Source organism: Verrucomicrobiia bacterium (genome assembly GCA_036405135.1).
In the GTDB taxonomy this organism is placed as follows: domain Bacteria; phylum Verrucomicrobiota; class Verrucomicrobiia; order Limisphaerales; family JAEYXS01; genus JAEYXS01.
The window spans coordinates 81,104-96,225 of sequence record DASWYF010000024.1; the positions used below are offsets into that span (position 1 = coordinate 81,104).

Consider the following 15,122-nt stretch of genomic DNA (forward strand, 5'->3'; position numbering starts at 1 on the left):
GCAGCTGGGTTTCGGGTAGTTAAACGGCATCAGAGAACAGCTCGGATTTGGCTGACGGCATCTTGATGACGTTTGCTGGTGTAGTGATTTGGGAATGGTGGCTGCAAAAAAAATCCATCGCATTGACGTTGGTAAGGTTTTTCAGGTCATCGCAGGCCAAAGCGTATTCGCTGATGTGCTCGTTCTGATCCTTATCTCCAAGCAGAAAGACAAGTGCCCCTTTGCCTCCTTCGCGGGCGGGGAGCCATTCTTCAAGCCAGCTTTTCACGTGTGTGGGCAGGGCGGTGATCTTGTGAGCGGAGATGATGACCATGTGCGCCTGACGGGCATCTTCGGCCGCGACATCCCGCAACAGGCTGTCACTTAACAATGCGAAATTCCATGCCTCGGTGGTCACATGGCATTCGGGTTCCAGCATGGTGGCCAAACGATCGGACATCTCTTTGGCCCGAAGACCGGCGGGGCGATCTTCATACACGAGGATGAATTTGAAGGAGGGATGGAAGGTCATAGCAGTTGGTGTTGGGCAGGTTCAATGGTTGCCGTGTACGAAATGGACTTTGCGTTTCACTTCGACTTTGACCTTTTCTTCATCTGTGCTGGAGATGTCATCAGCACCCGCTTGCTCGAAGATAGCCTTAGCCCGGTTGATCTCTTCGTTGTTTTCCGTGTGGACCGAGATAAGGATGTTGCCATCTCTGATCTTGCCTTCGTAACGGCGGGCTTCGAATTCTGGAATCCCCATGCCGATCAATGCTCCGGTGATTCCGCCAACTGCGGCGCCCATGGCGGCACCGCTCAAGGCTGTCATGATGGGACCGGCGGCGATGAATGGTCCTACGCCGGGTATGCTCAAAGCACCGATTCCTGCCAGCCAACCCAAAGCGCCCCCAAGGATACCACCCGTGCTCACGCCGGCAGCCGCACCTTCAGGGCTTTTGGACCTTTTCTCATGGGCGAAGTCGCGAGTCGTTTCCTTGTCGGGAAAGAGGGCGGAAATGTCGTTATTGGAAAAACCTGCGTCTTGCAGGCGCTCCACGATGTTTTCTGCCTGCTTACGGCTGGCGGCAATGCAAAAAGCAGATTTTTTGGCCATGGCTGACGGTCTTTCTTGGTTGGTAAAAATTCAAGGCGAAGCAAGAAGAGCTAGGAGAATGCCAAAGGAAATATGGGTGGCTCAATTTAAGTAATCCCTGAAATATTTATACTTCTTTGAGAATCTGGTTTGCCTGGGAAAGGATTGATGCAGGCGAAATGCACCAGCTGACCAACGCCGTTTTGCAATACGCAAAGGAGACATGAGAATTCAGTGAAATTATTTTGCCGAGGTTATGAAACGGCGGGACTGGATGGCATGCTTAAAGCTGAAATAAAATATGTAACTGTCAGGTTTTTGGAGTTGTTTATGAAAGCATATGGTAAGGCGTTGTTGTTTGCGGCAGGGTTGGCTTGTGCATCGGTCATCCAAGGGGAAAGCCGGCAGCTTGTGGGGGTTCCGCAACGAGCGACTGACATCATGGGGATGGAAGTTCGCAACTTGGCGGATGAGAAATTAGGCAAGGTGGAAGATCTGATTGTGAACATCGGGGCGGGGAAAACTTCTTACGTCATCTTGTCGAGTGGCGGGGTATTTGGATTGGGAGATCAGTTGATCGTGGTCCCAGCACAAAGGTTTAATTATCGTGAGCATGACAAGAAGCTGATTTTGGATGCCGACAAGGATTTACTGAAAGGGGCGCCAGGTTACGACAAGCACCGTTTGCCGGATTGGAGCGATGAGGCATGGAATATCAAGCTGGAGGAGTATTACGACCGGTTCGGTCGTGCCCCTGTGGTGACAGAGAGAAATGTGGCGGGGGCAATCAAAGAGGTTCCGGCGAAAGAACGGGTGACACGTGCGGACACCGTTGAAGGGCAGGGCAGTAGTGAGCGAGATGTGCAGATAACACGGTCTATCCGCAAGCATCTGGTGGACAGCAATCTTTCTACGATGGCTAAGAACGTGCAGGTGATCACACGGCATGGGAATGTGACCTTACGCGGAAAAGTGAAATCTGAAGAGGAGCGGGAAGAAATTGTCGCGCGGGCCAAACAGGTGGCGGGCTTGGAGCGTGTGACGGACAGGATTGAACTTTGGAAGTAATAATTAAATCAGCCGGCTATATGGTATAAAGTGAACAATTTTTGTTATGTCTGCAGAACCGAAAAAGAAATTCGACCAGCCCAAGGGGCTGCCACAGGTACAAGTGAATGGGCAACCTTTGAAACCGATCACCAAGGCGATCTTGGATCGCAGGGCGAGCCAGCATTTCATGGATAAACCGGTGCCCAGGGAGTATATCACCGCGATCCTGCAATTGGGGTTGCAAGCGCCTTCGGGCTATAATCTCCAGCCGTGGCGCTTCATCGTGGTGCAGGATGAGGCGAATCGGAAACGATTGCAGAAAGCGGCGATGGACCAGGGAAAAGTCGGCGAAGCTCCCGTTGTGATCATCGCTTATGCGGTGCGGGATGAGTGGCGGACTCATATGCACGAGATATTTGTGGAGGGGAGCAATCGTGGGGCTGGCAAGGAAGAACAGATCCTGGAACAGGAGAAAAATGTGGATGAATTTCTGGGCAGCTTTCCGGCGGCCACCTGGCTGAACCGTCACACGATGATCGCGTATACGACGATGGTTATCGCCGCAGAAGCGTATGGGCTAGATACGGCACCGATGGAAGGATTTGACCCGGCAGCGGTGAAGGAAGAATTTGAACTGCCTGCCCGGTCAGAGGTGGTGGCGCTTCTGGCGATAGGTTTTTCACAGGCTCCCGACAGGCCGTATCCGGGACGCATGCCGCTGGAAGAGATGGTGTGCGCGGAACGCTACGGGCAGCCTTGGGAGAAAGAATAGGGTGCCGTGTTTTTGAAAAGTGACAAAGGTGGATTATCTTGTAGAGCAATCACCTCATGGAATCGGGAATGGGTATGGGAATGGCGCTGAAAAAAGCCAAATGGTTGAAATGGATAAAAGCCCTGCCGCATCAGCAGTATCTAGGATATTTGGGAATCATATATGCGGTGATATGGGCATTGCTCGGGTACTATCCGGTCGACCGCTCGGTCTGGTTGCTGGAGAATGCGCTGGTGCTGGTGGTGGTGCTGGGCTTGGGGTTGGGACGCAACTACTTGATGCTGTCGCGCATCTCCTACACGTTGATCTTCATTTTTCTTTGTCTTCATACGGTGGGATCACACTACAGTTATGCCTTGGTGCCCTATGATGACTGGTCTGAGAAATTGTTTGGGGCCAGGGTAAGCCACCTGATGGGATGGGGGCGCAATCACTTCGACCGGTTGGTGCATTTTTTGTATGGTTTGCTGATAGCGTATCCGATGAGGGAACTTTTTCTGCGGGTGGTGAATGTGAAAGGATTCTGGGGATACTTCCTGCCGCTGGATCTGACGATGTCCACATCGATGATATTTGAATTGATCGAATGGGTGGCAGCGGAAGTTTTTGGAGATGGAACCGGGAATGCCTATCTGGGTTCGCAAGGTGATGAATGGGATGCACACAAGGACATGGCGCTGGCGAGCAGCGGGGCGATTCTGGCAATGCTTATCACGGGGTTGATCAATTGGAAGTTCCAACGTGATTTTGCACGGGAGTGGGCGGATAGCTTGAGGGTTAAGAATCCCAAACCGCTGGGGGAAAATGAAGTGGCGCGAATGGGGGAAAAGTAAGGGTTGTCATCAAGGCGAGCTGCGGATCATGGAGACAACCTCATGCTGGAGGACTTTGAAGTCCTGAGACAGTTCTTTTAGCTGGCGCGACCATTCGGCGTTCGGTTCATAAACGGCGGCGACTTTGCAAAGGTGCCAGGCGTAGCCCATGGACTCGGATTGGGTGAATAGAATATTGGCTTTAAATTCTTTGCCTGAGGAGTGCAGGAGTTCCTGTGTGCGAGTATCGGCGATGGCATCGCGGGTTGCGGTTTCTCCGGGAGGAAGCAAGAGCATTTCAAGGGATATGCCCTGGTCCAGTTGGGCGAAATTTTTTATGAGGTCATCTCCGCGAGCTGATGTGTCGGCAATGCGTTTGATCAGATCTTTGAGTGCAGGGCTTTCCTGTTTAATGATGAGTATCTTTGAGAGGTGACGCTGTTTTCCCAGCAGATCGTGCAGCAGACTGTAGCAATTGGACCGGACGGTGCGTTTTGGGAGCCGCGTCGTCTCCGGTTTGACTTCCGGCTCTGGTGGCGTGGATTTGCAGCCGGCGACGAGCACAGTCGCCAAACCCAAAAGAAAGTGTTTCCGGTTCATGGTGGAAATTCTCAGTGCATGAAAAGTGCCAGATGAATCGGTTGGTGATGCTGGATGATGAGAATGCATGCGAGCGTAACAAAGTTGGCCAAAGCCCTGCTGAATGAAATCAGGAAGACGTCCTGATGCGATGAAAACATTTAAGTGTGGCAACTGCGGTGGCGAGATTTTCTTTGTGAACGACCGCTGTGTGCGATGTGGCAATTGGGTTGGCTACTCCCCGGATATCAAGGATATGCGGTCTTTTTCCGTGCCAGCGAATGAAGAGGCGACTTTGGTGCTGGATGACAGGGAATACCGGTTATGTGCGAACTGGCGGCAGCACCAGGTTTGCAACTGGCTTGTTCTGGTGGCAGACAATCATGCTTTTTGCGAGGCATGCCGGTTGAACGAGGTCATACCCGATTTGAGCGTGGAAGGTAATCGTGGTCGCTGGCACAAGATGGAACTCGCCAAGAGGCGTTGTTTTTATACGTTGCAGAGGCTTAGCCTGCCGTTGACATCTGCAGATGGGAGGGGACTTAGATTTCGTTTTCTGGCGGAATCACCGAATGAGCCATTGGTGCTTACGGGGCATAATGGCGGGCTTATCACGCTAAACATTTCCGAGGCGGATGAAGATAAACGGGAGCAGCGCAGAATCCGGTTGCGTGAGCCATATAGAACGCTGATAGGTCATTTTCGACATGAGCTGGGACATCATTATTGGGATCGATTGATTGGAAACACATCCTATCTGCCCATGTTCCGGAAACTTTTCGGGGATGAAACAGTGGATTATGGAGCAGCACTGAAAACTTATTATGAACAGGGACCAAATCCCGAAGTGGTGAAGGCAACGGTAACAGCATATGCAGCGGCGCATCCTTGGGAAGACTGGGCGGAAACGTGGGCGCACTACATGCATATCACGGATATGATGGAGACGGCCGCGTCGTACGGGGTGACATTGCAGACTCCAAAGTATCGTGAATTGATGAACCCACTGCCGCCGCGGAACAAAGGGGCGCCGGCATCGGAAGAGTTTGATGCGATGTTGCGACAATGGATCCCGCTGACATGTGCTTTCAATTCGATCAATCGCGGGATGGGGTTGCAGGATTTGTATCCGTTTGTGCTGACGTCAGCGGTTTGTGACAAGTTGCGGTTTATTCACGAGGTGGTGAATAAACGCAATGCGCTGGAAGGTGCCTGACGAAGCCTTTGCTTATTTGTTTGAAGGTGGACGTTTGGTATCGCGGAAGAATATTTCGAAGAGGAGAAATACTCCACCAGCGGCTGCGCCAAAGAAGCAAAGGATGGCGAGACCGGGATAGCCGAAGAGTTCGAACTTGGTCTTCACCTGCATGAGCAGGGCGGCACCGATGATGAGAGCGGCGAGAACCAAGCCGGCGGCGATGCGATTGGCGATCTTTTGAAGACCATCGAGAATGTAGAGAGTGTCGTCGTTGCGCAGTTTCAGTTCGATCTCACCTTTGCCGACGGCATCGAGGACTTTGTTGAGGCGAGTGGGAAGCTGGCGGGCAAAGTCTTTTACCTCCAGCATCGCTGCGAAGACATTGCCGGTGGTGAAATCTTTTTTCACCCGTTGATTCAGGATGGTGTGGACGTGATCGCGGATGGCAGCGTTGGGATTGAAATCCGGTTCGAGCGATTTGCCGATCTGATGGAGTTGCAGGAGGGTCTTGCCCAACAGAGTCAATTCACTGGGAACGTGCAAACCAGTTTCACCAGCAACGCGTGTTATCTCCAGCAAGCTGCGGCCTGGGTCGAGCTGCCGAAGATTGTTATCCTGCATCTCAGCGACCAAAGATCCCAAGCGACGGGTGAAAGCAGCCTCATCGAAATCATCTCTCGTACGGCTGATCTCGATCGCAACACTGGCTGCGTCTTCGCTACGACCTTCACTGATGGCGAGAAGGAGTTTGATAAGGCTCTCTTGCATGCGGGGCATGACATGGTCCACCATGCCGAGATCCAACAGGGCGACACGCATGTTGTCCGTGAGCAACACATTGCCCGGGTGTGGATCGGCATGGAACACGCCATCGACGAGGACTTGCTTGAGATAGGCTTTGAACAATTCATCGGCGAGGGCCTGACCATCGAAATCCAAGCGCAGCAAGGGACTGATTTCGGTGATTTTCTGGCCGTGGATGTAAGTCATCGTCAGCACGGCACGGGTTGTGTATCCCGCAATCGGCAGAGGAGTGATGATGTGAGGAAATTCGCGCAAGTTTTCGGCAAACACGGTCATGTTGCTGGCTTCGTGTTCGTAATCGAGTTCCAAGACCAAGGTTTTACGGAACTGCTCCAAAACTTCGCAGAAGTGATGGCGCTTGCCGACTTCGGTGTGATCGTCGAGAAAGGAAGCCATCTCTTCCATCACTTCGAGATCTTCGGCGATCTGTTTGCGGATATTGGGGCGTTGAACTTTTACGACGACGGGACGGCCATCGCGCAGTACGGCTTTATGAACTTGGCCCAAGGAAGCAGCAGCCAGTGGTTCCTGGCTGAATTCACGGAAGGCTTTGGATAAGCGAACACCCAGTTCTTGCTGAACGATCTCCTCTACTTCCGCATAGGGGAACGGCTTGACGTTGTCTTGCAGGCGGGAGAGGGCTTTCAAATAGGGTTCAGGAAGAAGGTCAGCGCGGCTGGATAGGACTTGGCCCAATTTGACGAAGGTAGGGCCCATCTTTTCGAGATCACGGGCCAGTTCTTCGGGAGCGGGTTGATTGTCGGTGGTCAGTACTTCTTCATCCCGGATTTCTCCGATCTTGGCCAAGGTGCGGAAGACATCCGAGCGACCATGGCGCCAGAGGAGCATCACGATTTCCTTATAACGCGGAAGATTTTTCGTTTTAAATAGCATAAAGCTTTTGCCCTTGTTCGGTTTTTAGCGCGAAGCATGCCAAGGGTTGTAATGGGGATTTCGCAAGTATTCCTGCCACTCGTAGTGCAATTTGAACTGTTAAGGGACCGTTTATTGCATATCACCATGTTGTGGGGCGTTAGAACTCTGGAAGTTTAAGGAAAGGAGGCCAGACGGGGGCATGGTACGTTTCGTGCGTTAAGCTAAGGCATGAACTCAGAGGAAAATCGTTTAGAGACGGAGTCTAACAATACGACCTATACCCCAACGCATGATGAGATCGCGAAGGAGGCGTACCGGTTGTATGAACAAAATGGCCATCAAGAAGGCCATGATCTTGAGTACTGGCTGGAGGCAGAGACGACCCTGGGCATCCGGGGAGAAGCAAAACCTGAAAAAGTTTCCATGACACCGATGGAATTTGCTGAAGCGAAAGAGGCGCATGAAGGCCATCATAATGAAAAATTTGAGCAGACGCGCAAAAACGCCGCCACACGCCAGGAAATAAGGCAACAAACCAGTGCGATGCGCGATGCGCCACGACAATCACAACGGCCGCAGCGGCGGAGCGCTTGAGAAAATCAAAACAGGAGCAGGTTATGAGCAAACACAAGCATACTATTTTTTGGGCCAACGTAGCCGCTTTCGAGAAGAAGGCAGACGCTGATGAATTTCATGCGCATCTAGTGCGCCATGGTGTGGAGGACGCGATCGTGTATGACGAACGTAATCTTCAGAACTGGTGGTTCCTATCCCTGCCAAAGATTGGGGTGAGAGTGCAGGTGCCTAGCGAGGACTTTTATGAAGTGGCGGAGAAGGTGAATGCTGATCCGGTGGCGAAGCGCATCTTGAAGAAAGCGGTGCATTGTCCTTCTTGTGAATCGTTGAAGGTGGAGTATCCACAGATGACGCGGCGGTTCATACTGCCTACTTTGATCGCTCATTGGTTGGTGCTCTTGGGCATCATGAAGCACTCGTATTATTGCGAGGATTGCCATTACACCTGGACGAAGAATCGGGCTTTCAGAGGAGAGGTGCAGTCCAAGGTGACATGAAATTTGACTGCAAATAATGGGATTCGCCAAGCCTTGCCTCGTTTCTCTCAACCGGGGAAGGCATCACGGGTGAAGATAGCATAGATGCAGAAGAGAAGACGGTATGCCTTGCCAAAAGGAGTCCAGTTTGCTCTGTTTGTAGTCGCAACATCATTGTATCAATTGCCCGGAGAGTGGGGACACATTAACGATAGCAATACGATATCAGGTTTTTCTGTGGCATTAGACATCACAACGATCCGCCTGGTAGGGGCTGACAAAACCACGGCGCAAATCTTCAAGGAAGCGGTTCAGACCAGTTTTCTCAAGGCCAAGCTCCATCATCACATCAATCTTGCCCGGTTACCGATTTCTCCTGAGCCGACACCGCATGAAGTCATTGTGTTGGCCGGAGATAGTGTGATTGAGGGGAAGAATATGACTAAGGAGGTGAGCTCAATCGGACTGCCGCTTTGGGCGATCGTTGTTATCGGAGAGGGAGAACAAACGGATCATGTTGAGGTGATCGACAGTGCGAAGATTGATGTAGCGCGAGTTGTACAAGCATTGCGGTCTGTCAGTTTAAGGTATCAGCTCATGCACGAGAATGCCCGGTTGCGAGGGGATTTGCTTACGATGGTGGGACGGGTGAATCATGATCTCAAGACGCCTTTGAACGGAGTGCTGGCGGCGGGTGAGGCGATGCGGGAAGTTTTGCATGAACGCGATCCGGCTGCAGCAGCGATGGCGAACGGGTTATTCAATTCAGTCGAAGAAATGGTGAGATTGATGAACCGTGTGAGCTTTATGCTCAAAGCCACACTGAAGGGGCAACCTTTAAAGCCGGTGCCGATGGGGGATGTGGTTTGGACGGTGTTGCAGCGGATGGAGGGAAAGATTCAGACCAAAGGATTGAAGCTCACCAAGCCGCAAGAATGGCCGCCAGTTAATGGCGTGGAAGCGTGGTTGGAGGTGGTCTGGGGTAATCTTATCAGCAATGTGCTACAGCATGCGGACAAGGCGACGTGTATTGAATTAGGCTGGTCGGATAACGATGGTGAATATGTCTTTTTTGTTGGTGACAATGGCGGTGGAGTAAATCCGCGCCGGCGAGCAAGCATTATCAGAAGATTTGAATTGTTGCACACGACTGAAACAGGGAACGGAATGGGATTGCCCATTGTGCAGCGTCTGGTGGGTCTGCACGGCGGATGCGTGAGTTACGAAGCGATCGAAGAAGGTGGTTCACGGTTTTTATTTACGCTGCCGAAATGTTCGAATGAGCAGGGGCAGTTTCGGTAGCCAAGGAGGGTGCATTTCTGAGGCAAGATTGATGCTAGAGGGGATGCGGCTGTGGGATTTTCGCAGAGCAGGTACGCGCTTTGCAACGGAGGACAGAGATGGAAACCCCTTATTCAGAAAATGAGTGCTTGTGCAAGCACCGTGTTTTTAACGGTCTAGGAAAAGGAGAGACGGAATTTTCCCGGTGTGGCATAGCGAAAGCTCCAATTGAAGTTGTCCATGTAAATGAACAACTAACTAACCAATGTAATCGTTATGAAAAAGAGCATTATTATCCAAACCTCGTTGCTGGCAATTTCGTTGTGTGTGCCAGCACTCTATGCTGATGACCTGCGAAAACCCGCACAAGTGCATATGCAGGATCGGAAGGATTCGGTGAAACCGCCGATGCCGAGCAGCCGTGATGAAGTGCAGCAGAATCAGCCAATTACGCAACAACCTGCCCAACAACAGACATCATCCCAGCAGTTCGTGAATGATGCGATCTCATCGGGAAACCGTGAGGTGCGCTTGGGTGAAATGGCATTGCAGAAATCTGAAGATGCCAAGATCAAGAGCTTTGCTCGTGATATGGTACAAGACCATGCCAAGGCCAACACGGAGTTGAAGGAGATCGCGCAACGCAAGGGACTTTCCGTGCCAAGCCAGGAAGATTGGAAGCAAGATACGGGAACGGTGAAGGATAATTACTCCACCGAATATTCCACGACTTCCGGCAATGATTATGTCCTCCAAGAGCCCACTGCTCCGGTAGGCCCGGGATCGCTGCCTGACTCTCCTGCGCTGGGAAGTGAGGATCGAATCCAGGACACCAGCAAGCGGGCGAATAGCAAGGACGTTGCTGGCATAGAATCAGAACAGGCCAATCCGTCAGACAGTGATGGCAGCCGCTTGAGCGGATTATCGGGTGTTGAGTTTGACCGTGCCTTTGTGAAGGTGATGGTGAGTGATCACAAGCAAGCGGTAAGCAAGTTCGACTCGGCGGCGAAGAGCCTGTCGGATGCTGAACTGAAGGCTTTCGCAAGCAAGACGCTGCCGACATTGCGTACTCATCTGGAGCATGCGCAGCGACTGGATCGTGACTACAGCAGTGGAACAGACGAGATTTCGTCTGCCAAATAATGACTATCAGAATCCGAATAATCGAGCATAGTCTAGTTACAGGACCTTGGGGGCAGATGTTCCCAAGGTTTCTTTTTTTGTGAATAAGTGGTGGAATAGATGGAAGTTGTGAACATTCTGAGTCTGTCCTTTTGACAAGTTTAATTTCAGGGTTACTTTGATCGCTCCCACAGGGAATGAAAAAGCCCCGCTGAATGCAGCAAGGCGTGGTTCTTCCCCAAATTTATCCGAGTCTATCAGATACGGTCACGTACACCGCGCGAGCCCCAGAGGGTTGCGCAGTGGGCACAGCAGAAGATGGTGTTGCTGGCCTCTACTCCGTGGCCGATGATCTTGCAGTTACAATGCGGACAGATCGGGGCGAGCAAGTGGATGGCGCATTCGAAAGAGTCAAAGGTGAAGTGTTTTCCGCCAGTGACGATATCGAAAGTTTTGTCGTATTCATTTCCGCAGGTGGCGCATTTTCCCATATGATTTTCCTTTGTTGTTAGAGGTGGATTTTGAGATTTAAGAATGGAAATGGACATGGATGGTTTTGCCATCTTCTTGGGAGGTGATGGTGATGGATGGGTCTTGGCGTTGGATGCTGATCTCGCCGTTACGTTCCAAGATGGCGACTTTTACCTGGCTTAGATCAGTCAAGGCATTGAGGCGTAGGTCTTGTTTGAGATCGTGATCACTGATGCAATTGCGGGCCAAAACTTCCTTATACGGTTGACCGTTTTCCACAAGTGGTTCAGGACAGCCTTTCACCCAACATCCAAAGGCGTGGAAATGATAGGTGAGCCAGGCCAAAACGCGGTGAAGAAATACTACCAGGAATCCCGCGAGGATGGTGCCCCAGAAAGGAGCAGGACCGTTGATGCAACGGGAGAGCATTGAGGCGAGGATGAAGCCGAGGAGGACATCGAATGTCGTTTTGCCCGCCAGAAAACGCAGGCCGGCGATGCGCATCATCAACAGCATGGCGAAGAACAGAATGAAGGTGCGCGCGAGAATCTGGGCGATGGTGAGTTCATCGGGTGCCAGCCCCAATCCCAAGTTTCTATTGAAGAATGCTTCCATCTTATGACTCGTTCTTGATGAAGGGTTGCAAAGGTTTTTCGGCTGGGCCGCTGAGGACTTCGCCGGTGGGGGCGAAGCGGGAGCCGTGACAGGGGCAGTCCCAAGTTTTCTCGGCATCGTTCCAAGCGACGATGCATTTCAGGTGAGTGCAAACTGGTGAACAGAGAGTGAGTTTGCCTTTGGGATCGCGATAGGCGGCCACTTTGCGGCCTTTTATTTTTAGGAGTTTGCCTTGATTAGCGGAAAGGGTACGGAGTGATTTGCCGTCGACACTTTTCAAGCGGCTTTGTATCAGCAGGAGGGGAAGGTCTTTGTTTTCTTTGAGATAGTTCAACGCTGAGCCGCGGATTTTTTTGCGGTGTGGGTCGAAAAGTTTTACCCAGGCGTTCTCTCGTTTCTCAAATGCGTCCAAGGCCATGATGGCGGCGAAGGTGCCGAAAGTCATGCCGTTGCCACTGAAGCCAGTGGCGACATATTGGTTTTCTCCGAAGTGACCGATGTAAGGCAGGCCATCGGTGGTCTCGATCACTTGGCCGGACCAACGATGATCTACTTTGGCTTTGGGGATGAGATGTAGGAGTTTCTTCTCGATCCGTTGATAAATGGCGGTGATATTTTTTGCCTGACCGGTTTTGTGATCTTCGCCTCCGTAGATGGCGTAATCGAAGCCCCGATGCTGATCGATGCGGAGGTAGTGGTATGGCTCGTCGGTATCCCAGAAGCTCGCTTCCGGCCAGATGCCTTGAGGTATGCGGGCGCCGACGGCGTAGGAGCTATAAAGTGAAAGCTTAGTTTGCAATAGAGCGGAGGAAAGGGCTGTGGCATTGCCGGAATGGGGATTGTGCGTAGCCAAGAGAATGAACCGGCAATTAATTGAATATTCATCGACCAAGATTTTCAGGGGTTCTTTTTCGATGGTGGTGACTTCCTTGTTCTCAATGACCACACTGCCTTTGCCGGGAATTGCTCTGACGAGTGATTGCAGATACTTGCCCACATGGAATTTGGCCACGTTGGAGAATTGAACGCCGGGAGTATTGAAATTTGGGATCTTAGTCTGGTATTCGGCACTAAAACCAAACTCGCTGGCGAGTTGAGCATCTTTCGTGAGCGCGTTGATTTCCTTTGCATCGGGTCTCTTTGAAGGACTGTGCAAGTAGCCAGGAATCCAATGGAATTCGCAGGAGATATTTTCTTGCTGGATATTGGCGGTGATCTGATTGATGGCAGCCGCTCCGGCTTCCCAAGTGCGGCGAGCTTGGTCACGACCAAAGTTTTTCACCAATTGATGCAGACGGGTATCGGTGACGTAGGTGAGATGACCGGTAGTGTTCAGACTGTCGAAGCCGCCAAAGTTACCTCGTTCGATGAGAGCGACCTTGTAGCCACGTTGCTTGAAGAGATAGGCGGCAGTGATGCCAGTGATGCCAGCGCCGATGATGGCGATATCGACATTGTGATCGCCTTTGATGGCGGGAAAGCGGGGGAAACTCGCTGTCGCTGCCCAGTATGAGGTCGTGTCCACGGTGGCCCTTTTGTGAGTGATCTATTTTTTCTTGGCAGCACCACCGAGGCGGCCGCCTTTGCGAGCGGGTGCTTTGTTAACTTTCTTACCACGACCTGAGCCGGATTTCTTGCCGCCGCCGGTCATCTTGTTCACGGTGGCCCATGCGCGTTTCTCAGCGGTTTTATGACTTACTCCGCGTTTCTCGTAGCCTTCCTCGATGTGCTCGGCCTGGCGCTTCTGTTTATCTGTGTAACTGGATTTATCGCCGCGTGGCATGGGTGTTCCTTTGTTCGGTTTTATTCGAGATTAGATCCGCCATTGGGATGGAGGACTTGGCCGGTCATGTAGGAAGAGTCGGTTTCTGAGGCGAGGAAGAGAAAGCTGGGCGCGACTTCGGCAGGCTGACCGGGGCGTTTCATCAAGGTGTTCTGACCAAATTTCTCCACGTGCTCAGGAGAAAAGGTGGAGGGGATCAATGGCGTCCAGATGGGGCCGGGGGCGACGGCGTTCACGCGGATGCCTTTTGGGGCGAGTTCTTTGGCGAGGGATTGCGTGAAGTTCAGGATCGCTGCTTTAGAGGCGGCGTAGTCCATGAGGTAAGGTTGCGGGTAGAGAGCCTGGATGGAGGTGGTGTTGATGATGGCCGAGCCTTTTTTCATATGGGGCAGGGCAGAGCGGGTCATGTGGATGAAGCCGAAGAAATTGGTGCGGAAGGTTTTCTCGAGTTGCTCGGGATCGACATCTGCGATGCCGGTGATCTCTTTCTGCTCGGCGGCGTTGTTTATCAAGATGTCGAGGCGATGGAATTGCTCGAGTGTGTCGCCAACTGCTTGGCGGCAGAATGAGGGATCGCCGATGTCACCAGCGATCTTGAGGCAGCGGCGTCCTAGGTCTTTGATGCGCTTAGCGGTTTTATCGGCGTCCTTGTGTTCGTTCAGGTAAACGATGCAGACGTCGGCGCCTTCTTTGGCGAAGAGTATTGCGGTGGCGCGACCAATGCCGCTATCGCCGCCGGTGATGAGGGCGACTTTGCCATTGAGACGACCGCTAGGGACGTAGCGTTTGTTTTCGTCCAAGGGATGGGGCGTCATGGCTTCCTCGGTGCCGGGCACTTCCTGCTGCTGAGGGGATGGCGAGGACATGGGCAAATCTTCCAAGCCGGTCGAGAGGTCCGAGGAGAAGGATAGGGCTTTGGTGGCTTGCATGAGGTGATAAATTGTTAGCCTGCTCCGCCCGATGGGATGCTCGGTTGAAATGCAGAGTGTTGGGACAGCATGGAGCCTGCCATGAAATGAAGGGTTTGTGATCGGAAAGGAGCAGGAGAGGGCTAAGTTTTTTAGGACCAAGGAGTTGATGGCATCTGAGATGGGGATATATGGCAAGGGATGGGTTAAACTGGCGGGGAGCAGCTTGGAAGCGCTTTGCAAAACTGGCGATGTGGATGGCTTTATCTGTGCAAATCGCAAGTGTCAAAGGTCAGAAATCTTCATGAAGACGAATTGCATAATGCCTGCTGGTGTAGGTGCGTTGTTGCAAAATGCATATATTTTCAGTGCTGCGGAGCTGAGAGAGGAGTTTTTTTATTTCTTAACTGGCTTATAATGAATGATTTAAGACTATCGATAGGAGGGAAATGTGGATGGCTTGTTCCCTGCTAAATATAAGGTAGCAGAAGACGAGAGCTACGGCAGCTGTAAGAGACAGAAGGGAAACCTGGAAACGGAAATCAAGCTGTCAAAAAAAGAAGCTCTCGCCTTCTCGCTTTGCTCGTGAATGAACCTTCGGTCGCGCGTCGGCTGGAGGAGGAATTGGGAAATTGATGTTATACGGCGGCCAGATCAACCAACTGGAGTGATGAGCAGACACCTCATGGAACCGGTGTGCTTAAACGGGAAGCAGTTTTCGCCC

General features: G+C 51.9%; 18 protein-coding genes. 9 read left to right on the forward strand and 9 right to left on the reverse strand.

What is annotated here, in order from left to right:
- Positions 1-19 precede the first annotated feature (19 nt).
- Together VGH19_12500 and VGH19_12505 are read right to left on the reverse strand one after the other, a co-directional pair.
- Positions 20-511 carry a hypothetical protein gene (locus tag VGH19_12500; GenBank protein ID HEY1172185.1) on the reverse strand — a complete coding sequence of 164 codons (492 nt, stop codon included), beginning with the start codon at positions 509-511 and terminating at the stop codon, positions 20-22.
- A 21-nt stretch (positions 512-532) separates the two neighbouring features.
- Positions 533-1,096 (reverse strand): DUF3341 domain-containing protein, encoded by a 564-nt coding sequence (locus VGH19_12505; protein HEY1172186.1) that lies wholly within the window; start codon positions 1,094-1,096, stop codon positions 533-535.
- Between the two features lie 309 nt (positions 1,097-1,405).
- Here VGH19_12505 and VGH19_12510 point away from each other — a divergent pair, with 309 nt between their 5' ends.
- The 3 genes from VGH19_12510 (at position 1,406) to VGH19_12520 (ending at position 3,730) form a co-directional block, all read left to right on the forward strand.
- Entirely contained in the window at positions 1,406-2,143 is a 738-nt protein-coding gene (locus VGH19_12510; protein ID HEY1172187.1) for a PRC-barrel domain-containing protein, read from the forward strand.
- 46 nt (positions 2,144-2,189) lie between these two features.
- Positions 2,190-2,897: a nitroreductase family protein gene (locus VGH19_12515; GenBank protein HEY1172188.1), complete on the forward strand. Its 708-nt coding sequence runs from the start codon at positions 2,190-2,192 to the stop codon at positions 2,895-2,897.
- Between the two features lie 80 nt (positions 2,898-2,977).
- Positions 2,978-3,730 (forward strand): DUF2238 domain-containing protein, encoded by a 753-nt coding sequence (locus VGH19_12520; protein ID HEY1172189.1) that lies wholly within the window; start codon positions 2,978-2,980, stop codon positions 3,728-3,730.
- A 9-nt stretch (positions 3,731-3,739) separates the two neighbouring features.
- Here the strand turns inward: VGH19_12520 and VGH19_12525 are convergent, their stop codons facing one another.
- Positions 3,740-4,309 (reverse strand): hypothetical protein, encoded by a 570-nt coding sequence (locus VGH19_12525; protein ID HEY1172190.1) that lies wholly within the window; start codon positions 4,307-4,309, stop codon positions 3,740-3,742.
- 130 nt (positions 4,310-4,439) lie between these two features.
- On the opposite strand from VGH19_12525, the gene VGH19_12530 reads away from it, so the two are divergent.
- On the forward strand, positions 4,440-5,504 hold the full coding sequence (locus tag VGH19_12530; GenBank protein ID HEY1172191.1) for a putative zinc-binding metallopeptidase: 1,065 nt from the start codon (positions 4,440-4,442) through the stop codon (positions 5,502-5,504).
- Positions 5,505-5,516: 12 nt separating this feature from the next.
- Here the strand turns inward: VGH19_12530 and VGH19_12535 are convergent, their stop codons facing one another.
- On the reverse strand, positions 5,517-7,184 hold the full coding sequence (locus VGH19_12535; protein ID HEY1172192.1) for an AarF/UbiB family protein: 1,668 nt from the start codon (positions 7,182-7,184) through the stop codon (positions 5,517-5,519).
- 210 nt (positions 7,185-7,394) lie between these two features.
- Here VGH19_12535 and VGH19_12540 point away from each other — a divergent pair, with 210 nt between their 5' ends.
- From VGH19_12540 to VGH19_12555, 4 genes are all read left to right on the forward strand, one after another.
- Positions 7,395-7,760, forward strand: a complete 366-nt coding sequence (locus VGH19_12540) for a DUF2934 domain-containing protein (GenBank protein ID HEY1172193.1) — start codon at positions 7,395-7,397, stop codon at positions 7,758-7,760.
- Positions 7,761-7,783: 23 nt separating this feature from the next.
- Positions 7,784-8,239 carry a hypothetical protein gene (locus VGH19_12545; protein HEY1172194.1) on the forward strand — a complete coding sequence of 152 codons (456 nt, stop codon included), beginning with the start codon at positions 7,784-7,786 and terminating at the stop codon, positions 8,237-8,239.
- Between the two features lie 84 nt (positions 8,240-8,323).
- Positions 8,324-9,520, forward strand: coding sequence for a HAMP domain-containing sensor histidine kinase (locus VGH19_12550; protein HEY1172195.1), 1,197 nt, complete (start codon positions 8,324-8,326; stop codon positions 9,518-9,520).
- Positions 9,521-9,775: 255 nt separating this feature from the next.
- On the forward strand, positions 9,776-10,642 hold the full coding sequence (locus tag VGH19_12555; GenBank protein ID HEY1172196.1) for a DUF4142 domain-containing protein: 867 nt from the start codon (positions 9,776-9,778) through the stop codon (positions 10,640-10,642).
- Between the two features lie 236 nt (positions 10,643-10,878).
- Here VGH19_12555 and VGH19_12560 read toward each other — a convergent pair whose 3' ends face one another.
- Genes VGH19_12560 through VGH19_12580 form a run of 5 tightly spaced genes read right to left on the reverse strand, consistent with a single transcriptional unit; the run spans position 10,879 to position 14,356 of the window.
- A complete protein-coding gene (locus VGH19_12560) occupies positions 10,879-11,112 on the reverse strand; it encodes a hypothetical protein (GenBank protein HEY1172197.1) in 234 nt (77 codons plus the stop codon).
- A gap of 37 nt (positions 11,113-11,149) precedes the next feature.
- On the reverse strand, positions 11,150-11,707 hold the full coding sequence (locus VGH19_12565; protein ID HEY1172198.1) for a YetF domain-containing protein: 558 nt from the start codon (positions 11,705-11,707) through the stop codon (positions 11,150-11,152).
- A 1-nt stretch (position 11,708) separates the two neighbouring features.
- Positions 11,709-13,232, reverse strand: a complete 1,524-nt coding sequence (locus VGH19_12570; protein ID HEY1172199.1) for an FAD-dependent oxidoreductase — start codon at positions 13,230-13,232, stop codon at positions 11,709-11,711.
- A 21-nt stretch (positions 13,233-13,253) separates the two neighbouring features.
- Positions 13,254-13,490: a plasmid stabilization protein gene (locus VGH19_12575; protein ID HEY1172200.1), complete on the reverse strand. Its 237-nt coding sequence runs from the start codon at positions 13,488-13,490 to the stop codon at positions 13,254-13,256.
- 20 nt (positions 13,491-13,510) lie between these two features.
- A complete protein-coding gene (locus VGH19_12580; protein HEY1172201.1) occupies positions 13,511-14,356 on the reverse strand; it encodes an SDR family oxidoreductase in 846 nt (281 codons plus the stop codon).
- 160 nt (positions 14,357-14,516) lie between these two features.
- Between VGH19_12580 and VGH19_12585 the strand changes: the two genes are divergently transcribed.
- Positions 14,517-14,816: a hypothetical protein gene (locus tag VGH19_12585; protein HEY1172202.1), complete on the forward strand. Its 300-nt coding sequence runs from the start codon at positions 14,517-14,519 to the stop codon at positions 14,814-14,816.
- Positions 14,817-15,122: the final 306 nt, after the last annotated feature.